This window comes from Sphingomonas sanxanigenens DSM 19645 = NX02 (genome assembly GCF_000512205.2).
Taxonomy (GTDB): domain Bacteria; phylum Pseudomonadota; class Alphaproteobacteria; order Sphingomonadales; family Sphingomonadaceae; genus Sphingomonas_D; species Sphingomonas_D sanxanigenens.
Genome location: NZ_CP006644.1, coordinates 1,361,247 through 1,375,358, shown reverse-complemented (window position 1 = coordinate 1,375,358; position 14,112 = coordinate 1,361,247). Strand labels below are relative to the sequence as shown.

At 68.7% G+C, this 14,112-nt stretch carries 17 protein-coding genes; 5 read left to right on the top strand and 12 right to left on the bottom strand.

Going from position 1 to position 14,112, the window contains the following annotated elements; genetic code table 11:
* Positions 1 to 70 precede the first annotated feature (70 nt).
* From NX02_RS06440 to dapA, 5 genes are all read right to left on the bottom strand, one after another.
* Complete coding sequence (locus tag NX02_RS06440) at positions 71 to 442, bottom strand: response regulator (RefSeq protein ID WP_025291374.1); 372 nt, start codon at positions 440 to 442, stop codon at positions 71 to 73.
* Positions 443 to 554: 112 nt separating this feature from the next.
* Positions 555 to 2,948, bottom strand: a complete 2,394-nt coding sequence (locus tag NX02_RS06435; RefSeq protein ID WP_084718208.1) for a hybrid sensor histidine kinase/response regulator — start codon at positions 2,946 to 2,948, stop codon at positions 555 to 557.
* A gap of 73 nt (positions 2,949 to 3,021) precedes the next feature.
* The gene (locus NX02_RS06430; protein ID WP_039996444.1) at positions 3,022 to 3,594 is read right to left on the bottom strand and encodes a DUF2062 domain-containing protein; all 573 of its coding nucleotides are present in this window, start codon (positions 3,592 to 3,594) and stop codon (positions 3,022 to 3,024) included.
* Positions 3,594 to 4,076, bottom strand: coding sequence for an SsrA-binding protein SmpB (gene smpB, locus NX02_RS06425; RefSeq protein WP_025291373.1), 483 nt, complete (start codon positions 4,074 to 4,076; stop codon positions 3,594 to 3,596). The genes NX02_RS06430 and smpB overlap by 1 nt, the downstream gene beginning before the upstream one ends.
* 64 nt (positions 4,077 to 4,140) lie before the next feature.
* Positions 4,141 to 5,016 carry a 4-hydroxy-tetrahydrodipicolinate synthase gene (gene dapA, locus NX02_RS06420; protein WP_025291372.1) on the bottom strand — a complete coding sequence of 292 codons (876 nt, stop codon included), beginning with the start codon at positions 5,014 to 5,016 and terminating at the stop codon, positions 4,141 to 4,143.
* A gap of 106 nt (positions 5,017 to 5,122) precedes the next feature.
* On the opposite strand from dapA, the gene NX02_RS06415 reads away from it, so the two are divergent.
* The 3 genes from NX02_RS06415 to NX02_RS06405 all read left to right on the top strand — a co-directional run bounded on the left by NX02_RS06415 (position 5,123) and on the right by NX02_RS06405 (position 7,825).
* Positions 5,123 to 7,126: a lytic transglycosylase domain-containing protein gene (locus NX02_RS06415; RefSeq protein WP_025291371.1), complete on the top strand. Its 2,004-nt coding sequence runs from the start codon at positions 5,123 to 5,125 to the stop codon at positions 7,124 to 7,126.
* 97 nt (positions 7,127 to 7,223) lie between these two features.
* Positions 7,224 to 7,511, top strand: a complete 288-nt coding sequence (locus NX02_RS06410; protein WP_025291370.1) for a CopG family ribbon-helix-helix protein — start codon at positions 7,224 to 7,226, stop codon at positions 7,509 to 7,511.
* The gene (locus NX02_RS06405; protein ID WP_025291369.1) at positions 7,508 to 7,825 is read left to right on the top strand and encodes a type II toxin-antitoxin system RelE/ParE family toxin; all 318 of its coding nucleotides are present in this window, start codon (positions 7,508 to 7,510) and stop codon (positions 7,823 to 7,825) included. The genes NX02_RS06410 and NX02_RS06405 overlap by 4 nt, the downstream gene beginning before the upstream one ends.
* 43 nt (positions 7,826 to 7,868) lie before the next feature.
* On the opposite strand, the gene NX02_RS06400 is transcribed toward NX02_RS06405, so the two are convergent.
* Complete coding sequence (locus tag NX02_RS06400) at positions 7,869 to 8,594, bottom strand: hypothetical protein (protein WP_025291368.1); 726 nt, start codon at positions 8,592 to 8,594, stop codon at positions 7,869 to 7,871.
* A gap of 113 nt (positions 8,595 to 8,707) precedes the next feature.
* On the opposite strand from NX02_RS06400, the gene NX02_RS06395 reads away from it, so the two are divergent.
* Together NX02_RS06395 and NX02_RS06390 are read left to right on the top strand one after the other, a co-directional pair.
* On the top strand, positions 8,708 to 9,103 hold the full coding sequence (locus NX02_RS06395; RefSeq protein ID WP_245648782.1) for a CopG family ribbon-helix-helix protein: 396 nt from the start codon (positions 8,708 to 8,710) through the stop codon (positions 9,101 to 9,103).
* Complete coding sequence (locus tag NX02_RS06390) at positions 9,100 to 9,402, top strand: type II toxin-antitoxin system RelE/ParE family toxin (protein WP_025291366.1); 303 nt, start codon at positions 9,100 to 9,102, stop codon at positions 9,400 to 9,402. Before NX02_RS06395 ends, NX02_RS06390 begins: the two co-directional genes overlap by 4 nt.
* Before the next feature lie 40 nt (positions 9,403 to 9,442).
* Here NX02_RS06390 and NX02_RS06385 read toward each other — a convergent pair whose 3' ends face one another.
* From NX02_RS06385 to NX02_RS06360, 6 genes are all read right to left on the bottom strand, one after another.
* Positions 9,443 to 9,763 carry a DUF6665 family protein gene (locus tag NX02_RS06385; protein ID WP_025291365.1) on the bottom strand — a complete coding sequence of 107 codons (321 nt, stop codon included), beginning with the start codon at positions 9,761 to 9,763 and terminating at the stop codon, positions 9,443 to 9,445.
* On the bottom strand, positions 9,763 to 10,458 hold the full coding sequence (locus NX02_RS06380) for a glutathione S-transferase family protein (RefSeq protein ID WP_025291364.1): 696 nt from the start codon (positions 10,456 to 10,458) through the stop codon (positions 9,763 to 9,765). Before NX02_RS06380 ends, NX02_RS06385 begins: the two co-directional genes overlap by 1 nt.
* A gap of 100 nt (positions 10,459 to 10,558) precedes the next feature.
* On the bottom strand, positions 10,559 to 11,542 hold the full coding sequence (locus NX02_RS06375) for an NAD-dependent epimerase/dehydratase family protein (protein ID WP_025291363.1): 984 nt from the start codon (positions 11,540 to 11,542) through the stop codon (positions 10,559 to 10,561).
* 24 nt (positions 11,543 to 11,566) lie between these two features.
* A complete protein-coding gene (locus NX02_RS06370) occupies positions 11,567 to 12,202 on the bottom strand; it encodes a 3-oxoacid CoA-transferase subunit B (RefSeq protein WP_025291362.1) in 636 nt (211 codons plus the stop codon).
* Positions 12,202 to 13,266, bottom strand: coding sequence for an HAD family acid phosphatase (locus tag NX02_RS06365; protein ID WP_025291361.1), 1,065 nt, complete (start codon positions 13,264 to 13,266; stop codon positions 12,202 to 12,204). The genes NX02_RS06370 and NX02_RS06365 overlap by 1 nt, the downstream gene beginning before the upstream one ends.
* Positions 13,263 to 13,970, bottom strand: coding sequence for a CoA transferase subunit A (locus NX02_RS06360; protein WP_025291360.1), 708 nt, complete (start codon positions 13,968 to 13,970; stop codon positions 13,263 to 13,265). Before NX02_RS06360 ends, NX02_RS06365 begins: the two co-directional genes overlap by 4 nt.
* Positions 13,971 to 14,112 lie beyond the last annotated feature (142 nt).

The following is a 14,112-nucleotide window of genomic DNA, read 5'->3' as shown; positions in this document are numbered from 1 at the left end:
AACCTAGTATCCGATTTGTTCTACCGGAACAAGAGGAGAACTTTCAGGGAAAATGCGGGCTCCGCGCCGGTCAGCCCTCCCCGGGCTGATGCTGCCGGAGCTGGTTCAGCGCCCGCTCGACCGAATCGATCGTGAAGGGCTTCGCCAGAACCGGCGCGGCGCGATGCGCCATCGGCGTCTCACCAACGACGCCGCCGGTCGCGAGCAGGAAGGGCCGCCCGGCATCGGCGAGCGCATCCGCCACCGGCCAGCACGCCTCGCCGCGCAGGTGCACGTCGAGGATCGCGGCGTCGAAGGTCGCGCCGTCGACCTGGCTCATCGCGTCCGAAACCGTATCCGCCGTGCCGGCGACGCGATGGCCGAGCGCTTCGAGGAAATCTTCGAGCATCATCGCGATCAGCGGTTCGTCCTCGATGATCAAAAACGTCTGGGAGGTGGCCATCATGCCTCTTTTTTGTTGGCGACCGTCGTTACGGCCCCGCGCACTATAGATCGGAACGATTTCGACTTCCTTAATCTGAATTATATTTCGTTCCGGCTGCGCGACGGCCCCGTCAAGCCCCCAGCCGCTCGCGGGTCGCCTCGGCAAGCTGCTGCATCGAGAAGGGCTTCGCCAGGAAGCCGACATTGGCGATGTCGATCGAGCGGCGCAGCTGTTCCTCGGCATAGCCCGACATGAACAGGATCGGCAGATCGGGCATCCGCCGGCGCGCATGGTTGACCAGCGTCGGCCCGTCCATCGCCGGCATCACCACGTCCGAGATCAGCAGGTCGATAGGGTCGCCGCGATCGAGGATCTCCAGCGCTTCCTCGCCATTTTCCGCCGTCAGCACCGTATAGCCATGCCGGGCGAGCGCCCGTTCGGTGACGCTGCGCACCATCTCCTCATCCTCCACCAGCAGCACGGTGCCGCTGCCCCACAGCTCGCCCAGCCGCTGCCGCGGTGCCTGCCGTGCGTCGCCGCCGGCCTCGACCCTGTGGACGGGCAGGTAGATCACGAATTCGGTGCCCTGCCCCGGCCGGCTGTCCGCGAAGATCGAACCGCCCGATTGCTTGACGATGCCATAGACGGTGGAGAGCCCCAGCCCCGTGCCCTTGCCGACCTCCTTGGTGGTGAAGAAGGGCTCGAAGATCTTGGGCAGGATCTCGGGCGGGATGCCGGTGCCGGTGTCGGCCACGCTGAACGCGGTGTAGTCGGCCACCGGCAGCATGTCGGTCGCCATGCGGCGCACCTCGGCGGCGGAGACCGCGAAGGTCTGGATCGTCAGCGTGCCGCCGCCCCGCGGCAGCATCGCGTCGCGCGCGTTGACCGCTAGGTTGACGATCACCTGCTCGAGCTGCCCCGGATCGGCGCGCACCGGCCCCAGGTCGCGGCCATGCTTCACGACGAGCGTGACCGTTTCGCCCAGCAGCCGCTTGAGGAGGTTGGAGACCTCCGAGATCGTATCGGGCAGCTGCAGGGTCTGCGGCCGCAGCGTCTGCTGCCGCGAGAAGGCGAGCAGCTGGCGTGTCAGGCTGGCCGCGCGGTTGGAATTGGCCTTGATCTGCTGGATGTCGTCATAATCGCTGTCGCCCGGCGTGTGGCGCATCAGCATCAGATCGCAATGGCCGATGATCGCGGTCAGCACATTGTTGAAATCATGCGCGACGCCGCCGGCGAGCTGGCCCACCGCCTGCATCTTGGTGGCCTGCGCAACCTGGCGCTTGAGCCGCGATTCCTCGCTGCTGTCCTTCAGGCTGAGCAACACCGCGGCATCGCCGAGGCTCCGCGCGCCGGCGATGGTCAGCGCCACCGGCTCATCGGGCAAATGCGCCAGACGCACCGCGACGTCGCCGGACAGCGCACGCCCGCTGGCGAAGCGGTGGACCGCGTCGGCGACCGCCGCCTTGTCCTCACGGACGACGAGATCGCCCGGATAGAGCGGCGGGCTGGCCGGATCGATTCCCGCCGCCTGCACGAAGGCCTCGTTGAAGAACAGGAAGCGGCCGTCGCGGTCGGCGAGCGCGAGGCCCATCGGCAGCATCGTCAGCAGGGTCTGGATGTGGCCCGAAGCGGCGCCTGCATTGGCGCCGCCGCCCGCCGGATCGTCGATCAGCAGCAGCAGGGTGGCGCCTTCCTCCACGCCCAGCGGCACCTGGATCATCCGCAGCGGCACGCCCTGCGCGCCCTCCCGCGCGAAACGGATCGATCCGCCGCGGTCGGCGGTCAGCAGGGGAACGAAATCGGCACCGGTCAGAGACGCGTCGGCGCGCCGCTCCGCGCGGGTCGCAAAGGCGGGATTGGCGGCGAGGATGCGTCCCTCGCCATCCACGATCACCGCCATCACCCCGGCGTCGCCCAGCCGCTGCCCCCCCTCGCCCCCGACCAGCACCCGCGCCTGCCCGGCAAGGTCATGGGCGCCGGCGCTGCGGCTGAAGCGCCAGACGAGATGATCCTCGGCCGCCCCCGCGCGCTGCACATCGACGCCGATCGCGCCGCCGTCATGGCGGAAGGGTGCGGCGGCACCGGCGCCGTCGCGCCATGCCGAACGGCCCGCGGCGGTGAGCCGTTCGACCACCGCCTCGTCCACCGGCAATCCCGGGGGCGTTTCCAGCCCGGGGAACCAGCGGCCGAACATGTCGCTGGCACAGACCAGCCGCCCGGCGCGATCGGTGATGGCGACGGCCGCGCCCGCGGCGTCGGCGGCGGCGCGCACCAGCGCCCAGTCGGCGATCACGACCTCTTCGGGAATGCTGGGATGAAGCCGCCCGAACAGCCAGACGAGCGTGGCGCCGGCGATCACCAGCGCCGCCATGCCCGCGCCCAGGCGCCAGTCGCCCACCGCCCAGCCGATCAGCGCGGCGGAGCCGAGCGCCCCTGCCCCGACCGCCGCGAGCGTCAGGCCATCGGCGCCTGGCCGTTCGGCGAACGGCGCAGTGCGGGCAGGATCGGACGGGGGCGGGGCCATGCGGGTCATGAGCCTTCGGCCGCGCGCGACGGCCAGTCAATATGCCGCCCGCCCAAAAGCCGCGGCGCGGCGCTCAATGCCCGCGGATCAGCCGGAAATGCGCGCGCCGGTTCCATTTGCGGCCGACCCACAGCCGCCACGCGAGCACCGCGACCAGATAGCCGACCAGCGCCGACATCAGCGAGATCAGCGCGAGGCCGAACAGCAGCGCGGGCGCGGCCTCCGAAACCAGCCATGCCGCCCATTGGCCGATCGAGGCGCCATGATCGATCAGATACATCAGCCGACCCACGTCGGCGCCGACATCGAGGATCAGGTTGCCGAGATAGACCGAGGCGGCAAGGATCAACGGCGTCGTCAGCGGGTTGGACAGGAAGGTCATCGCAGCGGCGATCGGGATGTTCGCGCGAAACGGCAGCGCCAGCAGCGCCGCCCCGGCGATCTGCACGCCCGGGATCAGCAGGAAGATGCCGACGAGCAGGCCGAGCGCCACGCCGCGCGGCACCGAACGGCGGGTAAAGCGCCACAGTTCGGGCGCGAGCACGCGATGGGCGAAGGGCCGGAAGAAGCGGTTCTTCTCGAAGCTTTCGCGGGTCGGCGCGTTGCGGTTGACCCACGCGAAGAAGCCGCCGCTCTCCTGGCGCATTACCCGCGGTCTCTGAGAACGCGGGCCTGTTCGCGCTTCCAGTCGCGCTGCTTGGCGGTCTCGCGCTTGTCGTGCAGCTTCTTGCCCTTGGCGAGCGCCAGTTCCACCTTCGCCCGGCCGCGCGGGTTGAAATAGACCGAGAGCGGGATCAGCGTCATCCCGTCGCGGCCGACCGCGTTCGCCATCTTGTTGATCTCGCGCTCGTGCAGCAGCAGCTTGCGCGGGCGCTTGGGCTCATGGTTGAAGCGGTTGCCGTGGCTGAATTCGGGAATGTTGGCGTTGATCAGCCATGCCTGCCCGTCCTTCACCTCGGCATAGCTTTCCGCGATCGAGCCCTCGCCGAAGCGCAGCGACTTCACCTCGGTGCCCGTCAAGGCGATGCCGGCCTCGAAGAAATCCTCGAGGAAATAGTCGTGACGCGCGCGCCGGTTCTCGGCAACGGTCTTCACCTTTTCGAACGTAGCGGGTTTTGGGCGGGCCATCTTGACTATCTAGGGTCGCGGCGCCGGCATTTCACCGGCGCCATCACGGATTGACAACGAAAACTCAGGCCAGTCCGGCGATCGCCAGCGCCGCATCCACCGCGGCCCGGCTCGCCGCTGAGGGCGGGGTCATCGGCAGGCGCAGATCGGTCGACATCTCCGGACGGACACGGCCCAGCGCATATTTGACGGGGCCAGGTGAAGCATCGGTGAACAGCGCGGCGTGGAGCGGATAGAGCCTGTCCTGCAAGTCCAGCGCGCGCGTCCAGTCGCCGGCGGCGCAGGCGGCCTGGAATTCGGCGCACAGCCGCGGCGCGACATTGGCCGTCACCGAGATGCAGCCGGCGCCGCCCATCGCCATGAAGCCCAGCGTCATGTCGTCATTGCCCGAAAGCTGGCAGAAATCGGCGCCGCAGCCGATGCGCTGCGCGGTCGCGCGCGCGACATTGCCGCTGGCATCCTTGACGCCGACGATCGTGGGGATCGCCGACAGCCGGATCATCGTTTCCACCGCGATGTCGGTGATCGTGCGCCCTGGCACGTTGTAGAGGATGATCGGCAGGTCGCACTTGTCGGCAAGATAGGCGAAATGGGCGTAGACGCCCTCCTGGTTGGGCCGGTTGTAATAGGGCGCGACCACCAGCGCGGCGGCGGCGCCGCTCGCCTTGGCGACCTCCATATGCTCCAGCGCGGTCATCGTGTCGTTCGAACCGCAGCCCGCGATCACCGGCACGCGGCCCGCCGCCTGCTCCACGCACACCTCGACGACGCGATTATGCTCGGCGATCGTCATCGTCGCCGATTCACCGGTGGTCCCGCACGGCACCAGCGCGCTCGAACCCTCGGCGATCTGCCAGTCGACGAAGGCACGAAAGGCCGGCTCGTCGAACGCTCCGTCGCGGAACGGCGTCACCAGGGCCGGTATCGAGCCGGAAAACATCAGGTTGCTCCTTCACCGCGCGGCACGTCCGCGCCATAACGGGGGCATGAACACCCCTTTTTCCATCGTCGCGCCTGATAGGGACGCACCCCCCCGGCTGTCCAGCATGCTTGCACGCCTCGCAATCGGCGTCGCGCTGGCGGCCGCCACCGCATCGCCCGCGCTCGCGCAGACGCTGAGCCCCGAACAGCGCGGCTGGTATCGCGCGCGGCTGGGCGTGGGCGGCGCGCTGTCGCCCAGCAGCACCGTCCGCACCGATCCGCTGGCCGAGGCCGTCGTCGAATGGAGCCGGCTGTCGGGGAACGACAGCGCCAGCTTCGAACAGATCGCCGCCTTCCTGATGGCCCATCCCGGCTGGCCTGGGCAGGACGAGATGCGCCGCACCGCCGAGCGGGCGATCCGCGCCGATTCCTACTCGCCGATCCGGGTGGCGGGCTTCTTCCGGCGCTTCCCGCCGCTGACCGCGATCGGCCACGCGCGAAACGCCGATGCGCTCGCCGCGACCGGCGACCGCACCGGCGCGGCGCAGGCCGCGCGCGCTGCCTGGGCGGCGGGGGTGCTGCCGACGGTGGACGAGGCGCGGCTGATCGCAGCGCACAGCAGCGCCTTCACCCCGCTCGATTATGATGCGCGCGTCGAGACCCTGCTGTGGGCGCGGCGACCGGCGGATGCCGCCCGCGTCGTCAGCCTTACCTCCTCCACCCGCCGGCCGCTGTTCGAGGCGCGGATCGCGATGCTCGCAAACGCGCCCGACGCCGCGGCGCGGTCGAGCGCGATGCTCGGCACCGGGCGCGGCGATGCCGGGTTCATCGCCGATCGCGCGCGCTGGCTGCTCGCCGGCAACCAGTTCCCCGCCGCGCGCGCCTGGCTGGCCCAGCCGCGCACGCTGACCAGCCGGCCGGCGAATGTCGAGACCTGGTACGAGGCGCTGCTGCTCCATGCGCGCGCCGCCGCCAGGGACGGGCAGAACATGACCGCGTTCGACATCGCCCGCCAGATCGACGACGCCTATGCGCCGGGCGTGGCGGTGCGGGACCGGCCGCTGGGCGAGCGCGACGATTATACCAGCCTCGCCTGGCTGGCGGGGCAGACCGCGCTCGAAAAGCTCGGCCGGCCCGGTGACGCGATCGCGATGTTCGAACGCTATGCGCTGGCGGCGCGGTCGCCGCAGACCCAGTCCAAGGGCTATTACTGGGCCGGGCGCGCCGCACAGGCCGCCGGGCGCGGATCGGACGCGACCCGCTATTACACGCTGGCAGCGGCGCATTACGACCAGTTCTATGGCCAGCTCTCGAGCGAGCGGCTGGGCCGGCCGATCACCGTGCCGCAGGTGCCGCCGCCCGTCGTGGCGCCCGCCCTGCGCGACAGCTGGATGAATCAGGAGCCGGTGCGCGCCGCCGTGCTGCTGGGCGAACTCGGCGCGCGCCAGCAGCAGACGCGCTTCGTGCGTGCGATCGCGCAGGACGCGAAGACCGAGGCGGACCATGTGTTCGCCGCCGAACTGGCGATCCGGATGGGGCGCCCGGATCTGGGGGTGATGATCGGCCGCAGCGCGCGGCTCAACGGGTTCGACATGCCGCAGACCGGCTTCCCGCGGATGACCGTGCCCGTCGCCTACCAGTCCAACTGGACGATCATCCACGCGATCACGCGGCAGGAAAGCCAGTTCGACCGCGAGGCGATGAGCCATGCCGGCGCGCGCGGGCTGATGCAGCTCATGCCCGGCACGGCCCGCGAAACCTCCGCCCGGATCGGCGTCGGCTACCGGCTGGACGGGCTCACCAGCGACCCCGATTATAATGTCAGCCTCGGCGCGACCTATATCCAGCGCATGCTCGACTATTATGGCGGCAGCTATGTGCTGGCAGTGGCCGCCTACAATGCCGGCCCCGGCAATGTGAACAAATGGCTGCGCGCGAACGGCGATCCGCGGACCGGATCGGTCGACGTGCTCGACTGGATCGAGGCGATCCCGCTCACCGAAACGCGCGGCTATGTGCAGCGCGTGCTGGAGAATGCGGTGGTCTATGACCAGATGCGGCCGACCACCACGAGCCGGCCCCGCGCCCCGCTTTCCTATTATCTCGGCAAGCCGGGGCGGCCGGGCTGAGGGGGCGTTCGGGCGTTCGGGCGTTACATAATCCGCTTTTTTGACGGCAGCGCCTGCGCTACTATGTACATATGGTGTAACACATGGAGTTGCCGGCGTGGGCGAAGCGACCTTCACCTTTCGGGTTGATGAGGCTCTGAAAAGCGCCTTTGCCGATGCCGCCAAGGCCCATGATCGCACAAGCGCGCAGCTCATTCGTGATTTCATGCGCGCCTATGTGACTGACGCGCGCGATGCGGTCGGACATGATGACTGGTTTCGGCGGCAGGTCCAGATCGGCCTGGATTCTGCCAATGCCGGACGGCTCATCCCTGCTGCGGATGTTGACGCAAGGTTCGCCGCACGCCGCGCCGCAACGCGGCAGCGGCTTGCCGGGTCCAAATGACATCCATCTATTGGACGCCCGAAGCGACGCAAGACCGAGACGATATTTACAACTGGATCGACGCTGACAATCCGTCTGCTGCTGCCGATCTGGACGAACTGATCGAACAAAAGGCAGCGGCGCTGGCACCCCATCCTGCCCTTGGCCGCCCTGGCCGGGTGGCTGGTACGCGCGAGTTGGTCGTCCACCGGAACTACGTCCTTGTGTACGATGTCGCCGGCGATGCGGTGCGTATCTTGCGCGTGCTGCACGCCCGTCGCCAATGGCCGGCGATCACCGCCACCAGGGATCCACCGGAACGCTCGGACGACTGAGCGGCCCCAATCTCCCGCCGGTCAACAACCGGCGGGAAAAGCCTTACGCGACAAGGCCTGACGCCCAGCGCGCGAAGGTCAGCCAGGCTTCGGTGCGCCAGGTGAAGATCGGGATCAGCGTGGAAAGCGGGAACACCACCAGCGCGATCCAGGTGGCATAATGGATGCGGCCGAGGCTCACACGGTCCCACACCATCTGCGCGACGATGAACAGGCCGGGCACCAGCAGCAGGCCGCTGAGCCCGGCGAACGCCGGCATGCGCCCTGCCGCCGCCTGCAGCATCGAGAACATCGCCAGCATCATGAAGCGCTTGTGCGCCTGCCGGTCGCGCCGCCGCCACAGCCCGGCGATCAGCAAGCCGCCAAACGCCGGCACGCTCCACAGCGGCATGGCGAGCCATGAGAGCGGGTCGATCATCGGCGGTCCCGAGGCGCGGTGGACGCCGTGCAGCGCGGTGATCGTGCCCAGCACCATCATCGCCAGCGCCATCGGCAGCCCCAGCACGCCCAGCTTCATGTGGATGTCGCGCCGGTCGGCCGACACCAGCCCGATCTGCGCCATCAGCAGCAGCACCCACAGGCTGAACACCGCGCCGTGGAGATGGACCAGCGGGCTCATCGGCACCATCGGCGGACGGGGCGCGACGGGCACGAAATAATAGCTCGGCCCGAAGCCGATGAAGATCAGGATCAGCATGGCGAACCCCATGCCGAGATAGAATTTGCGCTCCGCGGACAGGCGCGGACGCGACGGCGCAAGGCTCGCCACGACGGATATCCTTTCGACAGCAGATTGGATCGGCGCGAATCACCGCGCCATGCCGCTCCACTAGCGAGTCGCCGCTGAAAGCGACGTGATCCGGGTCACATCGTTACCGTAGCGTGACGATCCCGGACGCCGTCGCCGCCGAGCAATCACGCCTGCTCGCCGAGGGCTTGGGCCCCGACCATGCGTGCAGGGGGACGAAGGCAGCCAACTGTGTTACACTGTACACATCGGACAGTAAGGAGCGGGATGTGGGCGCCAGCACGACGATGACGATCCGGGTTACGCCCGATCTCAAGGAAAAGCTCGGCCGCCTCGCGCAGAATACGCGCCGCACGAAGTCCTACCTCGCCGCCGAAGCCGTCGAAGCCTATGTGAATCGCGAATTGCAGATCATCGAGGGCATCCAGCGAGGGCTTGTCGACAGCGAAGCCGGCAGGGTGACGCCGCATAAGGACGCGATGGACAGGATCGACGCGGCGATCGCGGCCGCAAGCGCCAAGGCCAGATGAGGCTGGTGCAGTGGTCGAACGACGCGCTTGACGATCTGGAAAAGCAAATCGTTCACATCGCGATGGACAACGCGACCGCCGCGCGACAGGTCGCCAAGCGGATACGCGAGACGGGCGATGCCTTGAAAGAATTCGCGACCGGCCGCCCCGGCCGTGTCAGCGGCACCTACGAGAAATCGGTCAATCGCCTCCCATATATCATCGTCTACGCGCTGAACGATGGCGACACGGTTCTGACCATCCTCCGTGTCGTCCACACGGCACGCAACTGGCCTGAGGACGATTGGCCGGAACGATAGGAAGGCCGGACGCCCCGAGCGCCAGGCCAGGGCGGCATCCTCACCGCGGCGTGGCGATCCCCAGCCGCGCGACCACCGCAGGCGGCACCGCCAGATCGCGCATGATCCGTGCGGCACCGGCAAGCCCGCACAACTCGCTCTGCACCGAATAGGCCCAGACCGCATCGACCGCCGCCGCGAGCAGCGCCTGATACGCCTCGCTGCCCGCATCGCCGTCGAACGCAGCCAGCCTTGCCAGCGCCTCCTGCGCCTTGCGGCCGGCGCGCCCGAGCGACTCCACCTTCTCGTTGAGGACTTCGGCCTCGATCGCCCCCAGCGCCGCAGCCCCGCGCCCCGGCACATGGCTCGGAGCGCGCGCCATCAGCCGGCGATCTGCCGCCGGTGGTCTGCGATCAGCGTGCCCGCCGCCGCGATCTCCGCTTCATGCGACTCCTCGCGCCACGCCTCGTCGAGCGCGGCCTGTTCCCAAAGCTGCATGGCCGGGTGCGCGATCATCTGGTCGACCCATGCCGCAGCGGGCGCGCCGACGTCCAGCGCATAGGTGCGCACGCGCCACGCCACCGGCGCATAGAAGGCGTCGACCGCGGTGAAGGCGGGCCCCGCCAGCCAGGGGCCGCCGAAGCGCAGCAGCCCGTCTTCCCACAGCTCGACCAGCCGCGCGATCTCGGCGGCCAGCGCCGCGCCGATCTCCGGCAGCGCCACGCGGACGCCGACGTTCATCGTGCAGCGGTTGCGCAGCTCGCGGAACCCCGCGTGCATCTCGGTCACCGCCGAATAGCTCCACGCCCGCGCGGCTTCATCCGCCGGCCAAACCGCAGGATGACGCTCGGCGAGATAGAGCGTGATGCCAAGCGAATCCCAGACCGTGCGATCGCCATCGATCAGCACCGGCACCTGCCCGGTGGGCGAAAAATCGCGAAACGCCTCGTAGTTCACCGGCCTGGTGAAAGGTTCGATGCGATCCTCGAAGGGGATGCCAAGCGCCTTCAGCAGCACCCAGGGCCGCAGCGACCAGCTGCTATAGTTCCGGTTGGCGGTGATCAGCGTGTAGGTCATCGGATCGTCTCCCCGTCGCGTTGCGGAGCCGCGCTAGTCGATCGAGGCGGTTTCGACCAACAAGCCGGCACGCGCGATCCACAAGCGCCGCTTATGCGTTTCAGCACCGTTCGAGCAGCCGGTCCTGCACCCCCTCCGCCGCGGCGAACGGCAATGGCGCGCCGCCGGCCATCCCATCCAGCAGCGTGCGAAAATCGGTGCGGCAGCGGAAGCCCAGCAGCCTTTCCGACCGCGCCGCCGAATAGACGCGGTCGATCCGGCGCGGCAGCACCCAGCCGCGCGCGGCGTAAAGCGCGGGCGCGTCCGGAAAGCGGCGCGCGATCAGCGCCGCCGCATCCGTCATCAGCGCCGCGCAATCGCCACGCACGAACGGCGTCGGCGCCGACAGGATCAGCGTCTCGAAGCCGAGCGACGGCGCGCGTTCGAGCGCGACCAGATGCGCCTCCGCGGCATCCTCCACCGTCAGCCGGCGATGCAGCAGTTCGTTCGCCATGCGGTTTTCCGCGCCGATCCCGTCGATCGTCGCGCTCTCGGCGAAGAAGCGCCCGGTGCGCAGCACCACCACGCCTATGCCATGCTCGAGATGGGCCAGGCGGCAGAGTTGCTCGGCCGCGAGCTTGGTGACGCCATAGATGTTGCGCGGGACCAGCGGCGCCAGATCCTCGTCGATCCAAGCCGCCGCGTGGCCGGCGCCCCGATGGCCGGCGCCCCGATGGCCGGTCCCCTGATGAATCGCCGCGGAGATCATCAGCGAGGTGGTGGAGGTGAACAGGAAGCGGTCATGCCCCGCGCGCGCCGCAGCCTCGATCAGGTTGAGCGTGCCCGCGACATTGGTCTCCACGAACGCCGATCGGGGCAGGCGCCCCATATCGGGCTGGTGCAGGCCGCCGGCATGGATCACCGCCTCGATGCCATGGTCGGCGAACACCCGATCGACGAACGCGCGGTCGGCAACGCTGCCCAGCGCCACCGTGTCGGCGCCAGGCACCACATCGAGCCCGGTGACGACATGCCCGGCGGCAACGAGGCGCGGCGCCAGCACGCGGCCGAGCCGTCCAGACGATCCGGTCAGCAGCACGCGCATCGGGCGCCTCCCCGGCCTGGGCGATCAGCTCAGATAATGCGCGGTCGTCTTGGCGGCGACTTCCTCCGCCGTCACGCCCGGCGCCAGCTCGATCAGGCTGAACGGCGTATCATGGTCGGCGCGCTGGAACACGGCGAGGTCGGTGACGATCATGTCGACCACATTCTTGCCGGTCAGCGGCAATGTGCAGGCGGGGATGAACTTGGGATCGCCATTCTTGGAGACATGCTCCATCACGACGATGATCTTCTTGACCCCGGCGACGAGGTCCATCGCGCCGCCCATGCCCTTCACCATCTTGCCCGGGATCATCCAGTTGGCGATGTCGCCGCCCTCGGAGACCTCCATCGCGCCCAGCACGGTGAGGTCGATATGGCCGCCGCGGATCATCGCGAAACTGTCCGACGACGAGAAATAGCTCGACGAGGGCAGCTCGCTGATCGTCTGCTTGCCGGCGTTGATCAGGTCGGCGTCGACCTCATCCTCATAGGGGAACGGGCCGATGCCGAGCATGCCGTTTTCGGACTGCAGGGTCACTTCCATCCCTTGCGGAATGTTGTTCGCGACCAGCGTCGGGATGCCGATGCCGAGGTTGACGTAGAAGCCGTCCTTGAGTTCCTTCGCGGCGCGCGCCGCCATCTGGTTGCGGTCCCAGGCCATCACTTCGCTCCCTGTCCGGCGGGATCGGCCCACCGTTTATCCGTCGGAAAGATATCGTCGAAACCGCCCTTCAGCGCGGTGCCGTAGACCGGGTTGGGCAGCATGTACCAGCCCGCGCCCCACAGCGAGCGGAGCTGGTCGTTGTCCGCGGCGGCGCGGCGCGCGGCCGGCGTCATCCCCACCACGTTGAACAGGTCGCTGAAATCGCCGAGCTGGTCGCCAACCATCGCGATCACGCAATAGCGTGCCGCGATCGTCGCGCGGCGTTCATCCTTGCCGCTGCCGGCACCGTCGGGGCGCAGCAGCAGCGTGTCGCCATTGCGCGGAAGCCCGAGCCCGACCTCGTCGAGCAGCCGCGCCGTCGCCTCGGCATTCAGCGTCGAGCGGTTGGAGATGAAGACCGGAGTGACGTTGGCGCGCCGCGCCGCCTTGATCGCCGCCACCGCGCCGGGCACCGCCGCAACCGCACCGCTGCCCGTCGCTTCCCAGCGCTTCCACCGTTCCTCATCGTAGGAAAGGCCGTGGCGCGCGTCATTATCCTCATAGCCGATGTTGAGCAGCGCGGTCTCGTCGATGTCGAGCACCATCGCCAGCGGCTTGTTCTCGCACGGCACGAAGCGCGGCGCGTCGAGCGTGGAGCCGGGCGCCAGCACCAGCGACGCCACCGGGAAGTTGAGCTCGCGATAGTCGGCGCTCGCCTTGATGCGCGCGATCAGCGCATTGTAGGCCTGATTGCCGAGCGCCGCGGCCTCGCCCGATCCGAAGAGGAACTGCATGCCCGCATCGGGTGCGGGCGGGGGCGGCGGCGCAGGCGGCTGGCTGACCGCGACCGGCGGCAGGCCACCGGGCGGAACCGCCGCCGCCGACGGCTGTACGCCGGCACCGCCGCGGATCGCGCGTTCGTCCTTCCTGTCGTCGAGCACGACCTTGCCGCCGGCCAGTGCCGCGGCCCCCGCCGGGATCGCCATCGCGACACAGCCCTGCAGCAGCGACGCGGCGATCAGCGCCGTGCCGGCACGCGCCAGGCCATGGGCGCGCCGTGCCATCGGATGCGCTGCGCTCACGCGGCCTCGCGCTGGCGCACCGTGCGGAACTCGATCTTCTTGTCGTAGGGGCTGCCGACGATCATCCGCTTCACATAGATGCCCGGCAGGTGGATCGCATCGGCATCGAGGCTGCCGACCGGCACCACTTCCTCGACCTCGGCGACGCAGACCTTCGCCGCGGTCGCCGCCGGCTGGTTGAAGTTGCGCGCGGTCTTGCGGAACACCAGATTGCCCGCCTCATCGGCCTTCCAGCCCTTGATGATCGACAGGTCGGCGCGGATGCCGCGCTCCAGCACATAGAGCTCGCCGTCGAACGCCTTGGTTTCCTTGCCCTCGGCCACGAGCGTGCCGACGCCGGTCTTGGTGTAGAAGCCGGGGATGCCCGCGCCGCCGGCGCGCATCCGCTCCGCCAGCGTGCCCTGCGGGCAGAATTCCACCTCGAGTTCGCCCGCCAGATATTGCCGCTCGAACTCCTTGTTCTCGCCGACATAGCTGGAGATCATCTTCTTGATCTGGCGCGTGCGGAGCAGCTTGCCGAGCCCCTCGCCATCGATGCCGGCATTGTTGGAGGCGACGGTGATGTCTTTGGTGCCGGCGGCCTGGATCGCGTCGATCAGCCGTTCGGGGATACCGCAAAGGCCGAAGCCGCCCGCGCAGATCGTCATGCCGTCGAACAGCAGGCCATCGAGGGCGCTCGCTGCGTCAGGGTAAAGCTTGTTCATCCTCGGTCCTCCCCAAGTGCGCGGCTTTGCGTTCGCATAGGCGCGGCCGGCGGCATGGGTCAATCGCGCTCTCCTGCATTCGTCATTGCGCGAACTGCACGCCGCGAGATGACGTCCCTGCAACCCCATGCTGCAACGCAAC